Here is a 22,741-nt window from a genome sequence, read left to right as displayed (position 1 = left end):
ATTCCAGTGTCGTAGGGCGGATTGGCCGAAGGCGTAATCCGCCCATCAAGCTTCCGTTCACGCCGCCTCCAGATCCAGATCCGCCCACACCGGTACGTGGTCCGACGGCTTCTCCCAGGCCCGCACATAGCTGTCGATGCCGACATTGGCGAGCCGGTCGCTGGCCTGCGGCGACAGCAGCAGATGATCGATCCGCAGGCCCTGATTCTTCTGCCAGGCGCCGGCCTGATAATCCCAGAACGTGTAGAGGCCCGGCTCGTCGGTCACGGCCCGCAGGGCGTCGGTCAGGCCGAGGCCGAGCAGGGACTGGAAGCTCTCCCGCGTCTCGGGCTTGAACAGGGCGTCCTCGGTCCAGGCGGCGGGATTGTGGACGTCGCGGGCGTGCGGGATCACGTTGAAGTCGCCTGCGAGGATCAGCGGCTCCTCGGTCTTGAGGCGCTCCTTCGAATATTCAAGAAGCCGGGACATCCATTTGAGCTTGTAGGGATATTTCTCGGTCCCGACCGGATTGCCGTTGGGCAGGTAAAGGCACGCGATGCGCAGCACGCCAGACTTCAGCGTCACCACGCCTTCGAGGAAACGGGCGTGGGCATCCTCATCGTCGCCGGCCAGTCCCGACTTGGTCTCGTCGAACCGGAGCTTGGAGAGCAGGGCAACGCCGTTGAACGTCTTCTGCCCGTGCGTGACCACGTTGTAGCCGAGCGCCTCGATCTCCAGCCGCGGGAAGGCCTCGTCGACGCATTTGATCTCCTGCAGGCAGACGATGTCCGGCTGGCATTCCTTCAGCCAGGTCAGGAGAAGGTCGATCCGCTGCCGGACCGAGTTCACGTTCCAGGTGGCAACTCTGATGGTCATGTCGGCGGGCTCCGGGCAGGGGCCATGGTTAGAACAAACTGCAAACGCGCCCGTCAAGGACGCCGCAAAATCTCCCACAAAATTAACCCGGCTTAAGCAGGCGGCAGGCCATTGATCGTCAAAAGGTTCCTCGGATGGGATGGCCGGACAAATCGATGAAGCGAACCGAGCCGCGTGACGGCCTGATCGGCGCGTTCCTGTATTGGCTCGGCGGCTTCGAGATCGAGGACAGCCTGACTGCCGGCCTCAGCGAGCGCGAGATCGGCCGCATCCGCGCCAAGCAGATCGACGCCGTGACGCGGCTGATCCCGGTGACGATGGCGGTGACGATGCTCAACGTCGGCATCGTGCTGATCCTGTTCTGGGGCCGCGGCTGGAACGACTTCCTCGCGATCTGGGGCCTGACCCTCGCCGCCACCGCCTCGCTGGCGGTGCGCTCATGGCGGCGGTCGCATCGCAACCCGCCGCAGGAGGCCTCGCCACGCGCCGCGCGTCAGATGCTGCGCCAGGCAGTCTTCCTCGCTGCGATCTGGGGCGCGCTGCCGCTCGCTCTGTTCAGCCGTATCGAGCCGACCAGCCAGTTGATCCTGGCCTGCCTGATGGTCGGCATGATGTCCGGCGGCGCCTTCACGTTCTCGACCTTCCCGCGCGCCGGCCTGGTCTATCTCGCCACCATGACGGTCGGCTGCGCGGGCGCGCTGCTGCTGTGCGGCACCGGGCCGTATCTGGTGACGGCGGTGTTCCTGCTGCTGTTCGCGTTCTTCATGGCGCGCAACATCGTCTCGCAGGGCAATCTGTTCCTCGGCAATCTCAAGGCCCAGCTCGAGCTGGAGCGGCAGACCGAGATCATCTCATTGCTGCTGAAGGACTTCCAGGAGAACGCCAGCGACTGGCTGTGGCAGACCGACGCCGAGGGACATCTGGTCAATGTGCCCCAACGCTTCGCCGACGTTGCGCAATTGCCGCTGCCGCTGCTGAAGGGATCGTATTTCGCCGACGTGCTCGACATGCTCTGCCCCGAGGAGAAGAGCGCGGCCTACAACGTTGTCGGCCTGATGGAGCAGAACGAGCCGCTGCACGAGATGAACATCAAGGTCGTCGCCGGCGGCGAGGCGCGGCTGTGGTCGCTGACGGCCAAGCCGGCCTATGACCGCGAGGGCCAGTTCCTCGGTTATCGCGGCTTCGGGCGCGACGTGACCGAGCGCTGGCGCGCGGAAAAGGCCGAGGCCGAGAGCCGCGCGAAATCGGACTTCCTCGCGGTGATGAGCCACGAGATCCGCACGCCCATGAACGGCGTGCTCGGGCTCGCCAGTATGTTGCTGGAGACCAAGCTCGATCCGGAGCAGCACGAGGCGGTGACCACGATCCGCGAGTCCGGCGACAATCTCCAGCGCATCCTCAACGACATCCTCGACCTCTCCAAGCTCGAGGCCGGACGCTTCGCCTTCGAGGCGATCGACTTCGCCCCGCAGGCGCTGGTCGAGATGGTCGCGAACGTCGCGCGCGCGAGCGCCAATAGCAAGGGATTGGCGATCAAGGTCGAGCTCGACCCGAACCTGCCGCCGACGCTGCGCGGCGACGTCGCGCGCATTCGCCAGGTGCTGCTCAACTTCGCGTCCAACGCGGTGAAGTTCACCGATGAGGGCGAGGTGACGATCTGCGCGACCTGCCAGGCACGCCGAGACCTGCTGGCGACCGTCGAATGGACGGTGACTGACAGCGGCATCGGTATCGCCCCCGAAAAACTCGGCCAGCTCTTCAGCGACTTCGCGCAGGCCGATGCCTCGATCAGCCGCCGCTTCGGCGGCACCGGGCTTGGGCTTGCAATCTCCCGGCGCATCATCGAGCAGATGGGCGGCACCATCGGCGTCACCTCGACGCCCGGGGAGGGCTCGACCTTCTGCTTCACGCTGGTACTGCCCTGGAGCCAGGTGCAGGCTTCCGAGCATACGGCCGGCCAAGACGAGGCCGAGGAGCTCAAGGCCCGGATCGCCGGCCTCGATCGACCGTTGAAGGTGCTGGTCGCGGAGGACGATGCGGTCAACCGCATGGTCGTGAGCAAGATGTTGGGGGCCTTCGACGTCGAGCTGCGCGTCGTCACCGACGGCACTGAAGCCGTCGCGGCGGCATCAGAGGGCAACTACGATGTGGTGCTGATGGACGTGCGCATGCCCGACATGGACGGGCTTGCAGCCACCCGCGCGATCCGTGCGCAAGGCGGGCGCTTGGCGGCCTTGCCGATCGTCGCGCTGACGGCCAACGCCTTCCCCGAGGACGTCAGGATCTGCCGCGAGGCAGGCATGTCGGATTTCCTCGCCAAGCCGCTGCGCAAGCCGGCGCTGGTCGCCGCGCTGCTGCGTGCGCTCGACGGCCACACGATGTCGGAAGACGCGCCGCTCCAGCCGGCGCTGATGCCGCTCGATGTCGAGTGGACGGACGAGGAAAGGCAGATGACGGGCGCCTGATACCGGTCAGATCGAGAAGCTGGTGCCGCAGCCGCAGGACGCGGTGGCGTTGGGATTGTTGACGCGGAACGAGGCGCCGATCAGATCATCGACGAAATCGACCTGCGAGCCGGCCAGGAACGGCTGCGAGGCGGAATCGACCAGCACCACCGCGTTGTCCTGCTCGATCACGAGATCGTCGTCGGTTCGCGCCCGGTCGATATCGAACTTGTACTGGAAGCCCGAGCAGCCGCCACCCTCGACCGAGATGCGCAGCATCGCGCCTGTGCCTTCGCCCTTGAGGATCTCCCCAATCCGGCGTGCGGCGCGGTCACTGATGGTCACGTCGGTCGTCATGGCTGGTCTCCGATAGTCCCGCGGTCATACCCAATTCATTTGGTATCCCGCGCCCGGCATAGTTAAGTGCAAGGATACGCAGAATCAAATGGTTTTCTCGGAAGTATTTGAAATCAATGACTTCCCGCAGGTCAATTCCCACTTTTTGAAGGCTCTTCCCGATGCGTCGAAAAGCCGAATTCTTCCGGTGAAGCGGCGGCCGAAGCCGCCGCGCACCCTCCGCGTTCCATGTAGGGCCTATCTGACCACGCGCAACCCGGCCCGCTTGCGTGGCCGTGGCGTCTGTTCCTCCGCCACCATTTCGTTGATGCGCGCCACCACCTTGGACCGCAACCGTTCGCGGTTCCGCTTCTCGGCGTAGTATTTCGCCATTTCGTCCGATCGATGCAGGGTGATGGTTTTGATGCCGTCAATGCCGAAGTCGGTATCGGCCGCCATGATCGCCGCGTTCTTGCGGAGCCCGTGCATATGGATCGTCTTGACCCCCTTGGCTGCGAGCCCGACCTTAATCAGGTGCAGCCGGATCGCCTGCCCAAGGCCGCGCGCGCCCGTCCATGGCTGGCCCCACCGATTGACCAGAATGGTTTCGGCCGCGCCCCGTGTCTCGCGCGCAGCGAGCAGGGCGTCCGCTAGAATGGCGGGCAATTCCAGAAATTCCGGTTCCGGATCGTCGCCCTTTTGCGGTGCCACCAGAATGCCCCAGCGCACCACCTTTTTGCCGGCGACAATCTCGGTGCGGGAAACAAATTCCTTCCAAAGGACCTTCACCGCGTCGCTGCCGCGTTGGCCGAAATAGCGCAGCAACAGCACGCCTAAAACCAGATTGTCGGGCGCGGTATCGATAAATAGACGTTGCGCGTCCTCGCTCCACGGCTGCGCCGGGTTCTTGGCTTTCTTGTAGGGCCGGGTAGCGTCGCGGAACGGGTTCGGGACTTTCTTGATGTTGAATTCCGGCTGGCGACGGCAGGCCTTCCACAGCTCGGTCAACACCAACAGGTGCATGCGCGCCACCGCCTTGCCGCCCATCTTGACCTTGCGCACCTTGCCGTTGATCTCCTTTTCCACGACGCGGCGCGCGGAGACCAATTCGGTATATTCATCGATCAGGTCCACATCGACATAATCAGCCATCAGCGTGTCGCCGATGTTGTCGATCATCTGGGTTAGTACCGAGTCATAGGCCGCGCGCGTCGTGTCCCGCAGTTCCTCAAGGTAGTGGGTGGTGCCTTTATAGATCGCCGCAGCGGCCCGCACGGTGCCTTGCATTGCCACGACATGAGCGGCTTTGGGTCTCGCAAACTTTGGCGGGGCGGCCGGTTTGTCGAGAGCTTTGCGGGTGCGCAGGCATGCGTCATAGGTGCGGGCGAATTCCCGCGACTCGGTGTCGGCCGGCAGCGGCACCAGCTTGCCGTCTGCCATCCGGAAATAAAGCCATTGCTCCTTGCGATAGAGATATTTAGTCCTCTCGACCTCTCTTGTGATGCTCATTGCGCAACTCCCTCAGCCGCTTGATCACCGTGTTCTCGCCCGGCACGCTGCCGGTCTTCCAATCGTCATAGGCCGCGTCGAGGTCGTGCCGGTCCCACGTCGCCGCGTCATGTCCCGGAACCTTCGTTGGCGGCCCGATTACGCCTTCTTCTACCAGCCTTAAGAACAGCGATTTGCTGATGTCGAGATAGGTCGCGGCGGTGTCGGCGCGCATGGCACGGGGAGGGTAGGCAGTTTCGACTCTCTTGGTACGCATACTCCGGGTTGGGTCTAGAACAGCGGCATTGCCGCGATGATGATGTCATGGCTCACTGCTTCGGCTCGATGCCGAGGCGCTGCAAGGTCAGCTCCACAGCCTCCATCGCGGCGAGTCTCGCGATGTCTTCGCTTGTCGTGGTGGCCGGCCCCGAGGATGTTTCCTGAAGCCGGTGCACGATCTCGGCGTTAAAAGAGCGCTTGTTCCTTCGCGCGTCGGCCGCGATCTTGCGGCGCAATCCCACCGGGAGCCGCACATTTACCTGCACGACGTCGGCGCTCTTCCCCGGCACGGCCCCTCCGATAGCAATATGCTATATTGAAACTAGCATAGTGCTATCATTCTTTGCGAGGTGGCGCCAAGGCATTTCCGAGAGTTAAGAACCGCCAATTTGGGGTGGTCTCGTTGACATCCGCCCTGCTGGGCCTAGCTTCTTAGGCCGAACACCCAGCAGAACGGAGCCAACCGTCGCGGGTCGAATTCCGAGGGAGGAGACGCGAGCAGGCCTCAAAGGCTTGCTCGCGCAATTCTTTGGAGGTTCGTTTGGCTATCACGCACATCGGCGGAACGCAGAGCACCCCGAACTTGGGTGGGGAGCCGCATCGTCATGCCTGCATAGCTCTTGGTGCCACTTTTGTGGCTGATCTAGCCGAAGAGGCCGCCGCCTAAAAGAAGACCCGCGCCGGGCAATGCACGACACGGGCCTGATTGATGGAATTGAAGGCGATCTAGCAATCCCCTCGTAATTCCCAATCTCCCCGAATGCAATCCCTGCGCGGCGCAATTCGCGCCTGCTCATGCGGAAACCGGTCCGGCAGGCGCGCTGCATCAGCGCGATGGATGGGATGTGACCGAGCGCTGGAGGGTCTGGTCGAAAGCGGGGTGCCCTCGTCACCGTTTGGAATGGACGAAAAAGTCTCGCGGCCGTCTGCGCATCCACAGCAGACGCCTCCGGTAAGCGGCCCTGGCTCCGTCGAGCAAGAGCACCCCGGACGGCCGCTCACTCGCCTTACCGCGAGCATGGGTTTGGTCTGTCCGGATCACAACCCTTCACCATCGAGCATGACGATGGAACAGAGAGAGAGACGAGACAATGGATTGGGACAAGATCAACAAACAGAAGCAAATTGCCCGGTACGGCGCAGACGATTGGCAGTCGCTGCCGGGGATGATGGCTCCTCTCATCCGACCGAGGCGCAGGTCTCCACCGCTATCGAAGGCGGCGCTTCGCATGGCGGCAGAGCGCGCTATAACGGATTGGCAGGCGCGTCAGGCCAGCACGGTTGCGTCGTCTTGAGCGCGGCTTACCAGCAAGAAGCAGGTACAGCGGCGTGTTGTGGCCCGTCGCCCATCAGGGCGCGGAGAGGGCGGACGTCACACCGCGATGCAGGGCACCGAGAACATCAGCGCCGTGACGTATCCGCCTTCGGCGGCATCACGGCAAAGTGCCGATGAGGGTCCAAGACTCGCGGCTTCTACGGAGTCTTTAGCTGCGCGCGCGACGTTCTTCATTTGAAGAACATCATCACCACCACCATTGCCGAGCCTCTGAATCTATTCCGATCCGTAACGGCGTAACGGGCTTGGCGAAGCATAGGGGCGGGCATAGGTTGGCGGCATGGCACCGCTCAAGAACTTGAAGCACGAACGCTTCATCCACTTGCTCCTCGAAGGCAGCAAGCACGGCTGGAACGCCGCTGAAGCCTATCGCCGTGTCTACGGCGCCGAGGGCCACGTTGCGGAGAGCGCCGCATCGCGTCTGTTGAAGAATGTTGAGGTGCAGGCCCGGCTCGCCGAGCTTGCAGCTCCTCAGGAGCGGAAAGCGCGGGTGACAGTGCAGTCGCTCCTCGGCGAGCTTCAGACGACGATCGCCGATGCCCGGCAGGCGAAACAGCATTCCGTCGTCGTGCAGAGCCTCGCGCTCGCGGCCAAGCTTTGCGGGATGCTCACGGATCGGATTGAAGTCGGCGCGCCTGGCGAATTTGGCACCTGCAAGACGGGCGAGGAGGTCGTAGACCTCTTGCTCGAAGAGCAATCTCCGCAAGCGACGCTGGCACAGCTCGATGAGCTGCGAGAGCTGATCTTGGCGAGAGCTGCGGCGGGAGCCCGAGTCGTCGAGCCCAGGTCGGTGGAGTGGTCGACGATGATCGAGCGGCGACGGGCACAGCGCCAGAACTGAGGGGAAAATACCGGTTTCGTTTGCTTCTCGCTCTCCCTGCTGTACAGTATTCTCAAGATATTTGTACAAATCCGGGGTAAGGCCATGTCGGATCAAGGGAAACGCCAACGGAAGCCCGCAATCGGTTACACAAGAACTAGTTCGGCCGCGAACATCGGCGACGACAAGGACAGCGTGGTGCGCCAGCGCAAGGCGATCCAAGCCCACGCCAACCGCGCCGGTTACAAGATCGTTGCCTGGTTTGACGATCCGGCCGTGGCTGGCAGCGACATGATCGACGTGCGGCCGGGCTTCATGGCGGCCCTCGAACGGATCGCAAGCAATGGCGTTCGCACGATAATCGTCGAGACCGCCAATCGCTTTGCCCGCGATCTGATTGTGCAGGAGACGGGGTGGAAACGTCTACAAGCCGATGGCATCACCCTGATCGCCGCCGACTCGCCTGATCAGTTTGTCGATGACACGCCCACGGCTGTGCTGATCAGGCAAATCCTCGGCGCAGTTGCCCAATTCGATAAGGCTATGACGGTTGCCAAGCTTCGAGGCGCGCGCGAGCGCAAGCGGCGCAAGACGGGCGGCAAAGTCGAGGGTCGCAAGAGCTGGGCCGAGAGAAGCAAGGAGGACGCGAAGGTCGCCGAGATGGTCGAGGCGGCGACGCGCCTGCAAGGCCAAGGTCTATCGCTTCGAGACATCGCGGCCGAACTTGACAAGCTCGGCCATCGTAACGAACGCGGCGCGACGTTCTCGCCGTCGTCGGTGAAGTCCATGCTGGCGTGATGGCCTTCCCCCAAGGGGAGCCGTACTCCCCCGGTGGGGGTGAACTGCTCGGGGCTGGCCTCGAAATCCATCTCCAAGCCCGCTCTGCCTCCGCGCGGGTTTTTGCAGAGGGCCCCACCTAAAATTTTTTTCAGAAACTGCGGAGCGCGCCTCGGTGTCACCCCGAACACCGCACCAGATCGCGCCGCGAGGCCGATCTCCCACGATCGACGCTGGTCGATGGAGACGGCGTACTAGCGCGGTTTCCTATCAACTCTGACAGCTTTCCGGTGCCGCATGTTCTGCGCTGTGGTTTGCCAATTCTGCGGCAGATCGGCTGTGGGGCATGACCGCACCCAGCTCCGAAAACACCTCCGCAAACCGCTCGGCCCGATTGCCGAAGTAGAAGAGCGCTTGGCCCTGTGTTGGCGATGCCAGTCTGCCGTCCGGAGCTTGAAATCGTATGCGACCGCGCGTGAAGCAAATGGCGCTCGCAATCGGAATCAACTTCTGAAACCACGCAGTGTCGGTATAATTGTGCGTCAACATGATCGCTGCCTTAACGCGGCCCGCTCGCAGCTCGGCGACCATCTTGTCGGCGAACTGCTCGATGTAGGGTTGCGCGTAGGGAGGGTTGAGCCAGACGTTTCCATGCCATGGTCGGGTAAGGCCATTGTCAGCCTTCGTGAAGAAGGCGTTCGCTTTGACCGCGATCTGCGCCCTCGCGCAGGAGGCGGGGTCTAGATCGATCACCTCCAGTGCCGATCTGGCCAAATGAATGATGTGAGCTGGCGTGTACCACTCTGTTTCGCCGGTCCCTTGCGTTCCGCGAACCTTGCGCCGGATGTCGGCCTTAGTTGGTGCACGGCCTGCTGCAAGCGCTTCCTTGATCGCGTCATTGACGACAACTTCGCCTGCATCGCGCGTCTCTCGCCATTCCGACAGGCGCTGACGACTGACATTGATCTCATTAAGGGTGAGCGGCGCAGTGTCCGGGCTCCGGACACTGGCCAGGTGCCGATCAGCGGTGGCGATCTCGCCGCGCTCTTGTCCTGCATCGATCTCATCCGCCATCCTGATCTCGGCGCGGGTGATGATGCGAAGGCAGTCAGCATGGGTTTCGCGAGCCGCGTTCGTCACTTTCGCGAGGTGCAGCGCGATCTCTGCCAGCTTCTTAGCTTCGACAACCTCGGCGGAGGTGCGAGCCTCAAGCAGGCGCCTGCCGGCGCGGGAAAGCAACGATGGCAGATCGTCGGGTTCGGCTGCTCTCGGGATACTTAGGTCGGATGAGGACAACCATAAGATGGGGGCTAGAACACTCGGGGCTGCCTGCATGGGCAGATTGCCAGAAGGCCGCCGCGATATTGCACCACGACAGCGCGATCGGACAGCCCGCATCTTGGACTTAGGAACCGCGAAGTTAGACGCTGGCTCTCGACAAGCCGACTACGTCAGGCCTATCGTTTCGTCAGGTTAATCGAGCAGTTTGGCGAGATCCTGAATACGGATCGTTACGAAACACTCAAGCTGGCTTGAAAACGTTGGTTCATGAGGCCGGCCGCCGAGTTCTGCGCCGACAAGTTCATGTGAGCGGGCGAGCACATCACCCCGTCACAGTAATGGCATGGCCATCTGTCTGATCGACGCCGGCCTAGCCAGATTGTGATGGAGTCTTGCCCGTCGTTGGTTTGCTCGGCCTCACGGCCCCCCGGTGCCCGCGATCGGTGCGCGTATAGACGGCCTTCACAGCTAGCCCCCTGCCAAAATCGCCTTGAGCTCGTTGCCCACACGCGCACCAACCGCTGTTGGCACCGCGTTTCCAAGTTGCCGAGTCGCTGCCTTCCACGAACCACTAACTATAAACTCATCTGGCAGGCCCTGAAGTCTCGCCATCTCTCGAATCGTGAAGTACCTGACGCGGCCTTTTCCCAGCGCAATCATGTTTTCGCCACCCGGCACGCCGTGATTGCCGGCCTTCAGCGCTTTGGCCGGCTCGTCCCAGACGCTTCCCGTGTGCTTCTCGTAGGCGCGCGCTCCAAGGTGCTGCCAATGGCCGGACGGATCCCACTCGGCGGCCGCTGGCGGTAAGCCGGACAAGGCATCACGAGTAGTGACCCAAGGTTTTCGCTGCGGGACGATGCTGCTCAGCCGGATTTTCTCGACAGCGCGGGCCTCAGCCGTTGAAGAAGGTAAGCGGATTCTGCGAGTCGCGTGTCTGATCCAATAGTCGAAGGCGACGTGCTTGGACCATGCGAGCGCTTCGAGCGAATGTGTCGGAATGGCCGCGTCCCATAATTCGCCCGCGTTCGCCTCGACTCCTATGATGAGGGCGCGATGACGCTTTTGTGGAGCTCCGAGATCTGCGGCATTGACGCCACGCACTATGACTCGGTACTCCGGTCGCCCTCCTTGTTCGACGTGCCGTCGCAGTCGAGCCGAATGGGTGCACCATGATTCTCCGGGCTTCCGGACCACGTGCGGACTACCGAGTTGACGCGTCAGATATTCCAGATAGGTCGAGAATGACGGCCGCAACAATCCCCTCACGTTTTCGAACACAAACGCCCTCGGACACACCTCACGCACCGCCCGGATTGCCTCAGGCCACATGTTGCGTGGGTCCTTGCGACCAAGGTGACGACCGCCGACAGAAAATGGCTGGCAAGGAGGGCCGCCGGCTACGAGGTCAAGCCCTTGATAACGCGTGAAGTCTATATCGCGCGTGTCGCAGCCCTCGATTGTCCAATCCCTCATATATTCGACGCCGCGCCGCTTGTTCTCGAGTAGCGTGGCAATCGTTTCATTGTCGCGCTCAACGACAAGTTCGTGCTTCACTCCCGCACGCGCGAGGCCCATTCCCAAGCCGCCGCACCCTGCGAAGACCTCAATTCCGCGCATCAAGGAATCTCTCTAAGCGCCTTGACGCGCGCTCGGGGTTGGAGAGTTCGCATTCCCAGATTATCAGCGACCTCCAGCCGCGCTTCGCGAGCGCGCGCCGGACCTGGCGATCTCGTGCGACGTTTCGCTCGAATTTTTCTGTCCAGAGCTCCACGTGCGACTTTGGCAGGCGACGCCCTGCCTGACAATCGTGACGGTGCCAAAAGCATCCGTGCACAAAGACGGCACGCTTCTGGTCGCCAAACGCCAAGTCGGGATTTCCCGGCAAGTCTTTACGGTTGCCGCGGTATCTCGCGCCGAGTGCGCGCGCCATCCGTCTAACCGCGACCTCGGGCGCGGTACCTTTGCTTTTAATCAACGCCATCCGCGCGCTTCGTTCTTCTGCCGTGAGCGTGTCCATGGACCTGCCTCCACCTTCCCGCGACCGAATCTGCGCGATGGACTTGTGAGCCGCAATTGCTCCGCCGACTGTTTCCACGATATTCAAAGCGCCCTGCTTCAGGTTTGAGTGGCATCCAGAAGGTCGCGCGCCACGAAATAGAGCGCGTCCCGGCTCCATTGCATCGCATTTTGCGGGATCGATTGTCCGATCGCCGACTTTACACGCACGTCAAAAATGTTGCGGCTCGATCCGCGTGGGGTGACCTCGAAGCTGAAGTCGGTCTGCTGGACCAGAGCATGACGCAGCGGCTCCGAACGCTCGTCGTCTATGTTGTAGACAGCGTGTGCTGCGTCCGCTGCGATTGCTGATCCGCGACTACCGCCAAGGAGGTGGTCGGCGAATGAGAGTTCCAAGTTGGTGTGGGTGGTAATGGTAGTCAGGGGCCGAGTGCGCAAGCTCGAGAAAAGTTGAGGCCAAAACAAGGGATAGAGTTGCAATTCAGGGAATTGCAAAAATACATTGTGAATACCCTCAATGATCACCGAGCTAAACGGCACGCCCCCGAGCTCAGCTGCCTGCAGCCGCCACTCGATGCGATTGAATAGGTCGTTAGGCTTTAGGTAGCCCGGGTACAGGTGGATGACATCGAGGTAAGGCGGAATCTCATCGGATCCCTGTGGCATTTCCTTCTGACGTAAAGACTTCAGTTTTTCGAATAGCTCGTCGTAATATTCGCGGCCATACAGGAAGGAGATGACCAGAATTTTCTCCGCGAATGGGCATAAGTTTTTTTTGCTCTTGAAGTTAAGCGGATCGAATTGCTTGCCCAGGGAGAACTCCATCGCCGATCCTCTGAAGGCCGGAGCCATCGCGAGCTTCAGCGCCAGCGCAGCTTTGCCTCCCGAGCCAAGTCCGTTTATGAAGATGTTTGAGCCGATGGGGATGTTAACGGACTTCGACGTTAGCGATCGCGTCTCATCCGATGAAGTCTCCAACCGCGTGACAACCTTGACGGTAGAGAAATCCGGCAATCTGGGTTTCCAGATCGCGCGACGATCTAATTGATAATTGATCTGAGGCGAGAATCGCACGCCTTTTTCGCCCGCAACTTGGAATCCGTGTGTGCCGGTAGCACAAAGTTGGAAGCGCGCCTTTGTGATCTGAAAACGGCGATCAGGCTTCCGGCTGTATTCGTTGGTCGCAAAGTTTGAGATATTGATGGCGATGTCGACGAGATAGTCGATGCGGCTATCCCCGGCCCACTCCGCACCAGTCGTAAGGATGACTAACGCATCGAGCAGCCGGCACTCAGTGATGAATCGCCGAAGTTCCTCAATGGACCGCTTTTCTGACAAAAGCTCGTGAATTCCGTCCAGCACAATTATCCGATTGCAAGGAAGTCGCGCGCCTGAGGCGGTTTCGATCCGTTGTCGTTGCTTCGAGTTGCTGCCCATGTCACGCAAGAGCTCGCGCAGACTGCCGCCATCGGCCAAGGCATGCGCGGACACAGACTCGATCACCAACCAGTCGTCGGGACTTCGAGGGAAGAAAGACAAGCGTCGGTAGGCTTCCGGCGAGATGCTACTCGCGCGCATCTTCAAATCGCCTTCATGCTCCTCCGCGCTAATGAACAACGTCTTGATTCCGAATGCCGCAAGATATGCCCCAAAAGCAAGCGACAACGTGGTCTTTCCCGAACCCGGACCGCCATGAAGCGCCATCACGAGTCCGCCCTCACTGGAAAACTTGAGCGCTCCACGGAACACTGTGTCGGCTCCGCGGATTGGAAGCGGAATGCCCCAGAGTTCGTTGACAATCTCGCCGATGTCGGGAAGTCGATCGAGGTGGGGCGATCTTACGAACTCAAATGAGCCCTCGCCGTGGAGAGACGAACAATAGGCTCGTCTCGCGTCCTCGTCGGCAAAGCGCAGCCAGAAATACTCCTTCAAAGCAAAAAACTCTCGCAGCACGGTCCCTGGCCTGCTCCTCGCCACACGAGATAGGGGATCGCGACCTAAAGACTCGAACCGCGGCCGCGTGAAAGTGATGATGGTGGAAAAGGCCTTCTCTATATCTTGGACGCGGAAGTTGCGGCGGCCCGACTTCTTCCGGGACGTTTGGGAATACTGGGATTCGGGATAGGCACCCGTAGTATCAAAAATGTAATTGCGGAGTGTGACCAGCGCGTACGCGTAAGATCCCGGCGTGTCCGGTACTGTCAGGAATTCCAACGCCAGAGCCAATGGAGACTTGAGATAGGCGGGCCTCGTCCTCTTAGAGCCCGATTGATCATCGGTATCTTGCCACGCGAATGCGGCTTCCTCGGGTTCGCTCGACCGACGATGTTTTCCAACTGTCTCCTGTCTGTCGAATCGTCCGCATTCGTCCAGAGCATTTACAATCAACATCGAGATACGGGTCGGCTCGTGAGGCACCACGAAGATTGGCTTTCCCTCACCGTCGTAGACGATCGTATCCTCCGCGATAGCAGACTTTGCCTCCAGAAGTCCGCGAAGCGCCTCGGGAAGTGTGTTTTTGTTGCGAAGCGGCTGAGACCGAAGCGGCGCGATGGCTGCGGACCCATCCGTCGAACCGTCGTAGAGGTGGCGGTTTTTTCCCACAGCGAACGAAACCGCAAGCCAGGCGAAATGCCTGTTAATCATCCGATGGGCTCTCGCAGTGTCCACTCCCGCCTTTCGGGCCGCAAGAAACTCACCGGTCGCCATCCTGATGGACCGTACGAGATACGGCACGATCTCCTGGTAGGTCGAGAGTCTGGGCTTGGTGGCGGTCACCATGCGGAATGATACTTTCCCTCTTGCCTATGCAACTGCACGGTCCATCTTGTCGAATTGCGCATTTGCCGGATTAGTGTCGGCGAAGAATCCGCGAGCTCTATCAAGAGACGACTGCGGAACACCAACACGAGTTGCCCCGGAGGAGAATAGGCGGTCAATCATTGCTTCTACGGCATCAGCCTCTTCGCGAGACAGCAGGTCGAGCAGTCGAGACAGCCAGTCATCTTCTGCTCCTATCGCGAGCTTGGCTATCAGACGCATCCGCTCTAACAAATACCACCCGCCGAGATTCCCGGTGGTGATCTGGTCTAGTAGTGTCTGCCTGGCTTCCCGCAGCGCAGCAGTAGTTTCCGGCGTGCTTGCGGCAACTAGATCCATCCAAATTGCAGGATTCTCCGCCCTGAGATCTGCGTCGGAGGATACGAGTGCCAGTAGGCGTGCAGAGCCGCAGCGTTGTAGCATCGAATACACCGAGATGCGGGCGTCGAGCTTAAGTTCGGACCGAGCCTGAACTCTTTCAAGACAGTCGCGCACGCCGCCATCGGTCAGGTCGGCCTCGATGACGAAGTATTCGAGATTGTGCCACTCGTACTCGTTCAACGGGACGCCCGTGATAACGGCCTTCACGGCCTCAGCGAATTCCGACCTTCGTTCGAGGGACCGGGCTTCCTGCATTAATTCGATCAGCTTCTGCGGATTCTCGTCCTTGATCGTCCGCTCCAGACGGGTGGCCAGATTTGGGCCAGCGTTTTTTGCCCCGGTCTCGGATCGTCCTCTCTTCTTTCGCTTGTCCACTTCGATCAAGCCTTCCTAACAGGGCCATTGATGTCCCGGAATGTCGGAGGAGAGGTGACGACCTCCTCAAGTCCTGGCCGCCCACCTGCCGCCGACGCGATAGGGCGAGTTCTCCCGCTCGCGTCCCATAAGTCAAGATAGTCCCACGTCGCATCAAAATAGGTAGGGTGATGCGTCTTTCGTAACGATGCCGCCTTAAAGCTTAAGGCGACGCGGACGCCTTGTGGAAGAAGCCCGAGCCGAGCACGGAGGAAGCCGTCCAGTATGCCGCTGAAGGCATAATTCGCGCGATTCGGGTTTCTGAATAGCCAGATCATCTCGCTATCTCTGACGACAACGGTCCGACCTTCTATATCCAATGCTGCGGCGTTCTGCTTCGAGGTAAAGGGCCGGCCGGTCGCCTGATTTTCGTGATATTCGACCCAGTCTTCCACCATCTCCCGAAATTCGACGTAGGTCATCCCGCGCTTGCCGCCTGGGCGATTGAAAAATGCATACGAATACTTCTTCAGGTCGTCGAGCGGGGCCAAGTTGCCCAGGCCTTCGGTCGCCGTTAATGTCGCGGCTTGGCCCCTAAATTTCTTTCGCTGGCGGAAGACGTTGTGAAGACGCTCGGCTTGATTGAGATCGGTGCCCGCACCTGACAGGTATTGGATATATTTGGTGGTGGTCTTGTTATCCACTGCAGTGCAGGCAGCAATGTTGGCGAACGCGATCGCGCTCAGGCAAGCTGGTCTGGGCGGCATCGTCATTGGTGGTCTCGGGTTCCGCGAGGCGAGGCTTTAGGCGAGAGGATGACCGATCGGTGGGTCAATCTCGAAAAATATTATCGAAAAGTACAACCAAGAATAGCAGCCCATTCCCCGGTTTCCAAGGGCTGTGGGGGTACATTCTGCAGCGGTCATTGCCTCGTCGGCGCCAGCTCGCGCGCAGGCACTGCCGTTTCGGTATCCTGATCCGCTATATCGGTGCGTCATGGGACACATAACAATGCTGGCGTCGTCTTTTGTTACCTCACTGAGCGAGGACGCCGGAGAACGGTCGGGTCTCGCGCTTAGTAGGCAGCAACTCCTTGAGCATCTCCGCGAGGATCACCCCTATCGGACGGCGCTAACCGAGAATGACGACGTGCTGCGCATTGAAAGCGACGATTATGCGGAGCTGGTCGGGGATCTATTGCATGCCCTTGGGGCGGCAGACCAACCAGGCATGCCGACCCTAGGGCAGCGGCTCATCAAGAGGCTCGGACCAGACTGGAGGTCGCGCGTAGAAATCACGGAGATTCTAGAAGTCGAAGCCGTCGCTAACTATCATCTGCAGCGACGCAATTGGACCGGCAGGCTTGATCGGGACGCGCTCGATTCCGACATCGAAAGCGTCATCGCGTGGCGTCGGACTGGCATTATGGAGGACCTCTTGGGGGCCATGTCGGTCCATTTGGCCCACTCGCCGTTCTTTACCCGTGAGCAGCGCGTCGAGGATCCGGTCGCCCTAACATCATTATTCGAGAGTGAGTGCCTTCCGATCTCGGAATCCGGCTTCTTCGACCAGCGGTTCGTAAATTACCTGTCGAAACGACCGGAGCTTCTACAGGAGATCAACTGGCGCCAGTTCGAGGGGCTGACAGCGGAATGGCTTGCTCGGAGCGGCTACGAAGTTGAACTAGGGCCCGGCCGTAACGACGGCAGCGTGGACGTGCGAGCGTGGAACGTCGGCGCCAAGCCTGAAGCGCCACCGGTTCTGATCGTTCAATGTAAGAGGGAGAAGCGCAAGATAGGCAAGGTCGTCGTGAAGGCACTATGGGCGGACCTCTATGCTGAGAAGGCAGATGCCGGGCTAATAGTCACCACGAATGATATTAGTCCGGGAGCCGCGAGAGTTGTCGAGGCTCGGGCATACCCGGTCACTGTTGCGAACCACGACCAAGTCTTGCGATGGCTCGCGGCTATGCGGACCCCTGCTAAGGGAGTAGTCCTTTGAACTCCAGACCGTGTCGGGGGGATCGCCAAGCGGGCGGTCCCCGCCCGTCTCACGTGATGATGTTCTTTTGCTTGAGAAACGTAACGATTGCAGCGCCTGTTGCTTGTGCCAACGGACTGTTCTGTCGTGTCGCCAGCATGTGAGCGACCTTCGCGATCGTCTCCTTGTCCTGACCATGCTCCCACGCGAAGCGCATCGCTCGCGCGGCGTCCGCAATGGCATCAAGTTCGCCTTCAAATCCTGTCTGCATAAATCCTCGCTATATAATTGAACAACAAGCAGGCCTCTATGTGGGGTCGCTGGCCCGAAGACGCAAAGGGTTCGGAGCCGCGAATGCGGGGCAATAACGTCTTTGGCGCTGATCGGGCTTTGCGGATGGGGCCGCCAACCTTGTAAAGGTCAAACCACTAGCCGCAGGTCGTCCGGCTCGGCGCGACGGCGAGGCATTCGGTCGGCGCAATAGATCAACGCGTCCTGACGGCTCGTATTCCGCACTTCGGCGAAGATGATCTTGGCTGGGCGGCCATCGGGATGGGTGGGGGTGGTACGTCGGATCGGGCGAGGCATCCCGCCAAGAATGGCGCCGAATGCGCGGAGTCAAATTATCGATCCCCGGTGGGTCGGAACATTGCCGAGCCACTGCCGGTCGTGGATGTGGACAATCCAGATTAAGAGACCGCCCCATCCCGATCACTTGTTGTTTGAATCTCGGTAATCCGGACCGCAACCTGGACAGCTATAGAACGAAATTGGGAAGTGCCTTATGGGAAGTTATTGAGAAACAACGGTTGTGCTTTAACAAATGGATAGGGACTAAATTCGTCGTGTCCGTCGGAATGGCTGCCCCCCACGCGCCCTATGCCTGCGATCCCGACCACAGCCGCGGCCGGCTGGTTGCGGAGCCGCCGAGCCGAACCCGCAGCCCGTTCCGGCGGGATTGCGACCGGGTGATCCATTCCACCGCGTTTCGCCGCCTGAAGTACAAGACCCAGGTGTTCGTGTTCCACGAGGGCGATCATTACCGGACCCGGCTGACCCATTCGCTGGAGGTGGCCCAGATCGCCCGTGCTCTGGCCCGGCAGCTCGGGCTGGACGAGGACCTCACCGAAACCCTGGCGTTGGCCCACGATCTCGGTCATCCCCCGTTCGGCCATGCCGGCGAGCGGGCGCTGGACGCCTGCCTGAAGGACTTTGGCGGCTTCGACCACAACGCCCAGACGCTCCGCGTCGTCGCCTCGCTCGAGCACCGCTATCCTGAATTCGACGGCCTCAACCTGACCTGGGAGTCGCTCGAAGGCATCGTCAAGCATAACGGTCCGCTGACCGACCGCAGTGGCGCGCCGGTCGGGCGCTATCGCGAGCACGGCATTCCCGTCGGCATTGCCGACTACATCAAGACCTACGACCTCGAATTGTGGAGCTTCGCCTCGCTTGAGGCGCAGGTCGCAGCCATCGCCGACGACATCGCCTATGACGCCCACGATATCGACGACGGTCTGCGCGCCGGCCTGTTCGATCTCGACGATCTCAGGGTGATGCCGCTCACGGCTGAAATCATTGCCGAGACTTCAGCGCACTATCCCGATCTCGAAGACCTCCGGCGCGGCGCCGAATTGGTGCGTGAACTGATCTCGCACCTGATCGGTGCAGTGTTCGCGGAGGCCGAGAGGAACCTCGCTGCGGTGAAGCCGCAGTCGGCCCAGGACGTCCGCCAGCAGAGCCGGGCCCTGATCGCGTTTCCGGCCGAGGTCGCCGAGGAGGAGGCCGCCATCAAGAGCTTCCTCTACCAGCACATGTACCGTCACAAGCGGGTGATGCGGGTGATGGGGGAGGCGGAGCAGATCCTGTTCGACCTGTTCGCGAAATACCTGAAATCCCCCGGCGAGCTGCCGTCGGAATGGCTGCTGGGGGCGGAGGCTGACAACGAGGGCGACCGGGCCCGCCGGATCGGTAATTTCATTGCCGGAATGACCGACCGTTTCGCCCTGACCGAGCACCAGCGGCTTTTTGACTCGACCCCGGATTTGCGTTAGGCGGCGGCCATGCCCGACACATCCTCAGCACCGCATTTGTTCGCCGACGTGCTTGCGCGCGTGCACGCCGCCTGCCGTACGCTGGCCGTGGAAGCCAACTGGCCCGAGGGCATCGATGTCTCGCGCGTGGTGGTCGAGCCGCCGCGCGATCCCTCCCATGGCGACATGGCGACCAACGCCGCCATGGTGCTGGCAAAAGAGGCCAAGGCAAAGCCGCGCGATCTCGCCGAGCAGATCGCCGAGCGGCTGCGCGCTGATGCCCTGATCGCCAAGGTCGACGTCGCCGGTCCCGGCTTCATCAATCTGACCTTGAAGCCCGCCGCCTGGGCCGAGGCGCTGCGGACCGTGCTGCGCGAGGCCGCCGACTACGGCCGCGTCCGCGGCGGCTCCAAGGTCAATGTCGAATACGTGTCGGCCAATCCGACCGGACCGATGCATGTCGGCCATTGCCGCGGCGCAGTGTTCGGCGACGCGCTTGCGAGCCTGCTCCAATTCGCAGGCCACGACGTCACGCGCGAATACTACATCAACGACGCCGGCGCGCAGGTCGACGTGCTCGCGCGCTCCGCGTTCCTGCGCTATCGCGAGGCGCTCGGCGAGGACATCGGCGCGATCCCGGAAGGGCTCTATCCCGGCGACTATCTGAAGCCGGTCGGACAGGCGCTCGCGAAGGAGCATGGCGACAAGCTCCTCGCCAAGAACGAAGCCGAGTGGCTGCCCACGGTGCGCGCCAAGGCGATCGCGATGATGATGGACGAGATCAAGGACGACCTCGCCGCCCTCAACATCCGCCACGACGTGTTCTTCTCCGAGCGCTCGCTGATCGAGACCGGCAACAACAAGGTTGCCGAGACCATCGATTTCCTGAAGGCCAAGGGCGACATCTACGAGGGCCGTCTGCCGCCGCCGAAGGGCGCGCCGGTCGAGGACTGGGAAGACCGCGAGCAGTTGCTGTTCAAGGCCACCGCCTACGGCGACGACGTCGATCGTCCGCTGATCAAGTCGGACAATTCCTACACCTACTTCGCCTCTGACATCGCCTACCACAAGAACAAGTTCGACCGTGGCTTCGCCGAGATGATCGACGTCTGGGGCGCCGACCATGGCGGCTACATCAAGCGCATGCAGGCGGCGGTGAAGGCGACGACGTCGGGCAAGGGCGCGCTCGACGTCAAGATCGTCCAGCTCGTGAAGCTGCTGCGCAATGGCGAGCCGGTGAAAATGTCCAAGCGGAGCGGGGACTTCGTCACCTTGCGTGAGGTGGTGGATGAGGTCGGCCAGGACGCCGTCCGCTTCATGATGCTGTACCGCAAGAACGATGCGGTGCTCGATTTCGACCTCGCCAAGGTCATGGAACAGTCGCGCGACAACCCGGTGTTCTACGTTCAGTACGGCCATGCCCGCGGCCACTCGATCTTCCGCAACGCGCGGACGGAGGTGTTCCCGGAACTCCCCGAGGATGCCGGCGAGCGGATCGCCTGGCTCGCTGAGTCGGCGGTGGAACGGCTGTCCGACCCCGTCGAGCTCGACCTGCTCAAGCGGCTCGCAATATTTCCGCGCATGCTGGAAGCCGCCGCAAGCGCCCACGAGCCGCACCGAATTGCCTTTTATCTCTATGATTTAGCCAGCGAATTTCATGCACTTTGGACGAAGGGGCGCGATTTGCCCTATTTACGCTTCATTATCAATAATGATGCAGAGCTTACGAAGGCGCGGCTGGCCATGGTCCAGGGCGTCGTCTCGGTTCTGGCATCGGGCCTCGCCATCCTCGGCGTCCATGCTCCGAACGAGATGCGGTAGTTTGGGGCGAACTACCTAAGGGGAATATCGGGGGTAACCGGCAGAAGCCGGATCGCTTAGACTTGGTTGAAAGCCTTGTGGGTCGAAGGCCGTGCCTTGGTCGAGGGGCGCGCGGCTTTCCCGAAGGGACGCATCATCACGATGGCCGAACGATATCAGGACAGACCGTTTCCCTCCGATGACTATGGTCGCGGTGGCAGCCAGCATGGCAAGGCGGAAGGCGATCCCTTGGCCGAGCTCGCCCGCCTGATCGGACAGACCGATCCATTTGCTGCGCAATCGCGGCCTGGCGCTCATCCGCCGGCAGCCGCTGCGCCCGCACAGGGCTATCAGGACGACGACTATCGGCAAGACGACTATCAGCAGGACTACGCCGAGCCGACCGTGCCGTCGCCGCCCGGGCCGCCCTCATGGATGCGCCGCGCCAATGTGCAGCCGCCGGCCCCGGAGCCCGACTATCAGGTAGCCGTCAATCCGGTTCATCCGCTGCATCGCTATTCGGCCCAACCCGCTCCGCTCGAGCCTGATGTTCATCAGCCGCAGGCCTATCAGGATCACGCCTATCCGGGGCAGGCTTACCCGCAGCAGGATCAAGCTTACCAGCAACAGGCCTATCAGGAGCCGTATCAGCAGCCCGATCCGGCGCGTTACGACGATGCGCTCTACGGCCGGCTGGAGGCAGGCGAGCAGGATTATCAGCGCGAGCCGGCCTATCCGGACGATCCCTACGCGTATCAGAGCGACTATCCGGAGGCCGAGCTCGATGAGCCCAAGAAGCAGCGCGGCGGCATGATGACGATCGCGGCGATCCTGGCGCTGGCCGTGGTCGGCACGGGCGCTGCCTTCGCCTACAAGACCTATGTCGGCTCGCCCCGCAGTGGCGAGCCGCCGATCATCAGGGCCGACAACACTCCGACCAAGATCGTGCCGGCGCCGTCCGATTCCTCGTCAAAGGTGCCGGATCGCATGGCGATCGGGGACGGCTCCGAGAAGATCGTGCCGCGCGAAGAGGCGCCGGTCGACGTCAACGCCAAGGCAGGCGGTCCCCGCGTGGTGTTCCCGCCGCTGAACCAGAACGCGAATCCGCCGTCGGTGGCGAGCGTGTCACCGTCCGCCCTACCTCCGCCGGGCGCGAGCAACGGCACGCTGCCGAACAATTCGCCGCGCCCGATCAGGACTGTCGCCGTGAAGGGCGATCAGACCGATAGCGCCACGCCGCAATCGGCTGCTGCTGCCAGGCCCACGGCTGCGCCAAGGTCTGTTGCCGCGCCAAATGCACCGGCCGCGTTGCGCAATCCGCCGACCTCGGCCAATGCCAGCGCCAATCAGCCGATGTCGCTGGCCCCGCAATCCGCACCTGCGGCCGAGCCGCCGCAGCGGATGGCTGCTACCACCCCGACCCAGATCGCACCGGCCAGCAGCGGCGGCGGCTACATCGTGCAGGTCTCTTCGCAGCAGAGCGAGGATAGCGCCGCCGCGTCGTACCGGGTGCTTCAGGGCAAGTATGGCAGCGTGCTCGGTTCCCGTTCGCCGGTGATCAAGCGCGTCGACCTCACCGACAAGGGCAAGGGCGTCGTCTACCGCGCCTTTGCTGGGCCCTATGCTTCGGCCGAGGAGGCGACGCACGCCTGCAACAGCCTGAAGTCCGCAGGCCTGTCCGCCTGCTTCGTCCAGAGGAATTAACGGCCGTTTCCTTGACCCCCTCGCGGGTCAGGGTTAA

General features: G+C 61.6%; 20 protein-coding genes. 7 read left to right on the top strand and 13 right to left on the bottom strand.

All coding sequences use genetic code 11. From position 1 onward, the window contains the following. Nucleotides 1-57: 57 nt before the first annotated feature. Nucleotides 58-855, bottom strand: a complete 798-nt coding sequence (gene xth / locus CIT39_RS18570) for an exodeoxyribonuclease III (RefSeq protein WP_094977772.1) — start codon at nucleotides 853-855, stop codon at nucleotides 58-60. Nucleotides 856-989: 134 nt separating this feature from the next. On the opposite strand from xth, the gene CIT39_RS18565 reads away from it, so the two are divergent. After that, nucleotides 990-3,320, top strand: a complete 2,331-nt coding sequence (locus tag CIT39_RS18565; protein WP_094977773.1) for an ATP-binding protein — start codon at nucleotides 990-992, stop codon at nucleotides 3,318-3,320. A gap of 6 nt (nucleotides 3,321-3,326) precedes the next feature. Here the strand turns inward: CIT39_RS18565 and erpA are convergent, their stop codons facing one another. The 5 genes from erpA to CIT39_RS18540 all read right to left on the bottom strand — a co-directional run bounded on the left by erpA (nucleotide 3,327) and on the right by CIT39_RS18540 (nucleotide 6,912). Beyond that, nucleotides 3,327-3,656: an iron-sulfur cluster insertion protein ErpA gene (erpA, locus tag CIT39_RS18560; protein ID WP_094890440.1), complete on the bottom strand. Its 330-nt coding sequence runs from the start codon at nucleotides 3,654-3,656 to the stop codon at nucleotides 3,327-3,329. Nucleotides 3,657-3,893: 237 nt separating this feature from the next. Next, on the bottom strand, nucleotides 3,894-5,144 hold the full coding sequence (locus tag CIT39_RS18555; RefSeq protein ID WP_148667327.1) for a hypothetical protein: 1,251 nt from the start codon (nucleotides 5,142-5,144) through the stop codon (nucleotides 3,894-3,896). Continuing rightward, a complete protein-coding gene (locus CIT39_RS18550; RefSeq protein ID WP_109853907.1) occupies nucleotides 5,113-5,358 on the bottom strand; it encodes a hypothetical protein in 246 nt (81 codons plus the stop codon). Before CIT39_RS18550 ends, CIT39_RS18555 begins: the two co-directional genes overlap by 32 nt. A 94-nt stretch (nucleotides 5,359-5,452) precedes the next feature. Continuing rightward, the gene (locus tag CIT39_RS18545; protein WP_101635117.1) at nucleotides 5,453-5,692 is read right to left on the bottom strand and encodes an Arc family DNA-binding protein; all 240 of its coding nucleotides are present in this window, start codon (nucleotides 5,690-5,692) and stop codon (nucleotides 5,453-5,455) included. A 1,082-nt stretch (nucleotides 5,693-6,774) separates the two neighbouring features. Next, nucleotides 6,775-6,912 carry a hypothetical protein gene (locus CIT39_RS18540; RefSeq protein WP_155526028.1) on the bottom strand — a complete coding sequence of 46 codons (138 nt, stop codon included), beginning with the start codon at nucleotides 6,910-6,912 and terminating at the stop codon, nucleotides 6,775-6,777. Between the two features lie 106 nt (nucleotides 6,913-7,018). On the opposite strand from CIT39_RS18540, the gene CIT39_RS18535 reads away from it, so the two are divergent. Together CIT39_RS18535 and CIT39_RS18530 are read left to right on the top strand one after the other, a co-directional pair. Further along, entirely contained in the window at nucleotides 7,019-7,579 is a 561-nt protein-coding gene (locus CIT39_RS18535; protein ID WP_094977778.1) for a terminase small subunit, read from the top strand. Between the two features lie 84 nt (nucleotides 7,580-7,663). Further along, nucleotides 7,664-8,356, top strand: a complete 693-nt coding sequence (locus CIT39_RS18530) for a recombinase family protein (RefSeq protein WP_094977779.1) — start codon at nucleotides 7,664-7,666, stop codon at nucleotides 8,354-8,356. A gap of 249 nt (nucleotides 8,357-8,605) precedes the next feature. Here CIT39_RS18530 and CIT39_RS18525 read toward each other — a convergent pair whose 3' ends face one another. The 6 genes from CIT39_RS18525 to CIT39_RS18500 all read right to left on the bottom strand — a co-directional run bounded on the left by CIT39_RS18525 (nucleotide 8,606) and on the right by CIT39_RS18500 (nucleotide 15,960). Continuing rightward, nucleotides 8,606-9,574: a DNA N-6-adenine-methyltransferase gene (locus CIT39_RS18525; protein ID WP_162308570.1), complete on the bottom strand. Its 969-nt coding sequence runs from the start codon at nucleotides 9,572-9,574 to the stop codon at nucleotides 8,606-8,608. A gap of 510 nt (nucleotides 9,575-10,084) precedes the next feature. Next, a complete protein-coding gene (locus CIT39_RS18520) occupies nucleotides 10,085-11,191 on the bottom strand; it encodes a DNA cytosine methyltransferase (protein WP_244607605.1) in 1,107 nt (368 codons plus the stop codon). A 28-nt stretch (nucleotides 11,192-11,219) separates the two neighbouring features. Continuing rightward, nucleotides 11,220-11,633 carry a very short patch repair endonuclease gene (locus tag CIT39_RS18515; RefSeq protein WP_094977782.1) on the bottom strand — a complete coding sequence of 138 codons (414 nt, stop codon included), beginning with the start codon at nucleotides 11,631-11,633 and terminating at the stop codon, nucleotides 11,220-11,222. Between the two features lie 98 nt (nucleotides 11,634-11,731). Then, nucleotides 11,732-14,413: an RAD55 family ATPase gene (locus CIT39_RS18510; RefSeq protein ID WP_094977783.1), complete on the bottom strand. Its 2,682-nt coding sequence runs from the start codon at nucleotides 14,411-14,413 to the stop codon at nucleotides 11,732-11,734. A 24-nt stretch (nucleotides 14,414-14,437) separates the two neighbouring features. Next, nucleotides 14,438-15,208, bottom strand: a complete 771-nt coding sequence (locus tag CIT39_RS18505) for a hypothetical protein (protein ID WP_148667326.1) — start codon at nucleotides 15,206-15,208, stop codon at nucleotides 14,438-14,440. Between the two features lie 5 nt (nucleotides 15,209-15,213). Beyond that, nucleotides 15,214-15,960, bottom strand: coding sequence for a hypothetical protein (locus CIT39_RS18500; RefSeq protein WP_148667325.1), 747 nt, complete (start codon nucleotides 15,958-15,960; stop codon nucleotides 15,214-15,216). A 238-nt stretch (nucleotides 15,961-16,198) separates the two neighbouring features. Between CIT39_RS18500 and CIT39_RS18495 the strand changes: the two genes are divergently transcribed. Beyond that, a complete protein-coding gene (locus CIT39_RS18495) occupies nucleotides 16,199-17,188 on the top strand; it encodes a restriction endonuclease (protein WP_162308569.1) in 990 nt (329 codons plus the stop codon). Nucleotides 17,189-17,237: 49 nt separating this feature from the next. On the opposite strand, the gene CIT39_RS18490 is transcribed toward CIT39_RS18495, so the two are convergent. Beyond that, entirely contained in the window at nucleotides 17,238-17,438 is a 201-nt protein-coding gene (locus CIT39_RS18490) for a hypothetical protein (protein WP_094977787.1), read from the bottom strand. A 586-nt stretch (nucleotides 17,439-18,024) separates the two neighbouring features. Here CIT39_RS18490 and CIT39_RS18485 point away from each other — a divergent pair. The 3 genes from CIT39_RS18485 (at nucleotide 18,025) to CIT39_RS18475 (ending at nucleotide 22,704) form a co-directional block, all read left to right on the top strand. Further along, nucleotides 18,025-19,221, top strand: coding sequence for a deoxyguanosinetriphosphate triphosphohydrolase (locus tag CIT39_RS18485; protein WP_162308568.1), 1,197 nt, complete (start codon nucleotides 18,025-18,027; stop codon nucleotides 19,219-19,221). 9 nt (nucleotides 19,222-19,230) lie between these two features. Then, complete coding sequence (argS, locus tag CIT39_RS18480) at nucleotides 19,231-21,021, top strand: arginine--tRNA ligase (RefSeq protein ID WP_094977789.1); 1,791 nt, start codon at nucleotides 19,231-19,233, stop codon at nucleotides 21,019-21,021. 141 nt (nucleotides 21,022-21,162) lie between these two features. Then, nucleotides 21,163-22,704 carry an SPOR domain-containing protein gene (locus CIT39_RS18475; RefSeq protein WP_094977877.1) on the top strand — a complete coding sequence of 514 codons (1,542 nt, stop codon included), beginning with the start codon at nucleotides 21,163-21,165 and terminating at the stop codon, nucleotides 22,702-22,704. The last annotated feature ends 37 nt before the right edge of the window (nucleotides 22,705-22,741 follow it).

Origin of the sequence: Bradyrhizobium symbiodeficiens, assembly GCF_002266465.3 — a bacterium.
Taxonomy (GTDB): domain Bacteria; phylum Pseudomonadota; class Alphaproteobacteria; order Rhizobiales; family Xanthobacteraceae; genus Bradyrhizobium; species Bradyrhizobium symbiodeficiens.
The sequence above is the reverse complement of the archived record's forward strand: the minus strand, read 5'-3'. Positions and strand labels throughout refer to the sequence as shown.

What these genes read in the sequence shown, in the direction of transcription:
- xth (WP_094977772.1), bottom strand. Translation starts at nt 855, where the DNA reads ATGACCATCAGAGTTGCCACCTGGAACGTGAACTCGGTCCGGCAGCGG.
- CIT39_RS18565 (WP_094977773.1), top strand. Translation starts at nt 990, where the DNA reads ATGGGATGGCCGGACAAATCGATGAAGCGAACCGAGCCGCGTGACGGC.
- erpA (WP_094890440.1), bottom strand. Translation starts at nt 3,656, where the DNA reads ATGACGACCGACGTGACCATCAGTGACCGCGCCGCACGCCGGATTGGG.
- CIT39_RS18555 (WP_148667327.1), bottom strand. Translation starts at nt 5,144, where the DNA reads ATGAGCATCACAAGAGAGGTCGAGAGGACTAAATATCTCTATCGCAAG.
- CIT39_RS18550 (WP_109853907.1), bottom strand. Translation starts at nt 5,358, where the DNA reads ATGCGCGCCGACACCGCCGCGACCTATCTCGACATCAGCAAATCGCTG.
- CIT39_RS18540 (WP_155526028.1), bottom strand. Translation starts at nt 6,912, where the DNA reads ATGAAGAACGTCGCGCGCGCAGCTAAAGACTCCGTAGAAGCCGCGAGT.
- CIT39_RS18535 (WP_094977778.1), top strand. Translation starts at nt 7,019, where the DNA reads ATGGCACCGCTCAAGAACTTGAAGCACGAACGCTTCATCCACTTGCTC.
- CIT39_RS18530 (WP_094977779.1), top strand. Translation starts at nt 7,664, where the DNA reads ATGTCGGATCAAGGGAAACGCCAACGGAAGCCCGCAATCGGTTACACA.
- CIT39_RS18520 (WP_244607605.1), bottom strand. Translation starts at nt 11,191, where the DNA reads ATGGGCCTCGCGCGTGCGGGAGTGAAGCACGAACTTGTCGTTGAGCGC.
- CIT39_RS18515 (WP_094977782.1), bottom strand. Translation starts at nt 11,633, where the DNA reads ATGGACACGCTCACGGCAGAAGAACGAAGCGCGCGGATGGCGTTGATT.
- CIT39_RS18510 (WP_094977783.1), bottom strand. Translation starts at nt 14,413, where the DNA reads ATGGTGACCGCCACCAAGCCCAGACTCTCGACCTACCAGGAGATCGTG.
- CIT39_RS18500 (WP_148667325.1), bottom strand. Translation starts at nt 15,960, where the DNA reads ATGACGATGCCGCCCAGACCAGCTTGCCTGAGCGCGATCGCGTTCGCC.
- CIT39_RS18495 (WP_162308569.1), top strand. Translation starts at nt 16,199, where the DNA reads ATGCTGGCGTCGTCTTTTGTTACCTCACTGAGCGAGGACGCCGGAGAA.
- CIT39_RS18490 (WP_094977787.1), bottom strand. Translation starts at nt 17,438, where the DNA reads ATGCAGACAGGATTTGAAGGCGAACTTGATGCCATTGCGGACGCCGCG.
- CIT39_RS18485 (WP_162308568.1), top strand. Translation starts at nt 18,025, where the DNA reads ATGGCTGCCCCCCACGCGCCCTATGCCTGCGATCCCGACCACAGCCGC.
- argS (WP_094977789.1), top strand. Translation starts at nt 19,231, where the DNA reads ATGCCCGACACATCCTCAGCACCGCATTTGTTCGCCGACGTGCTTGCG.
- CIT39_RS18475 (WP_094977877.1), top strand. Translation starts at nt 21,163, where the DNA reads ATGGCCGAACGATATCAGGACAGACCGTTTCCCTCCGATGACTATGGT.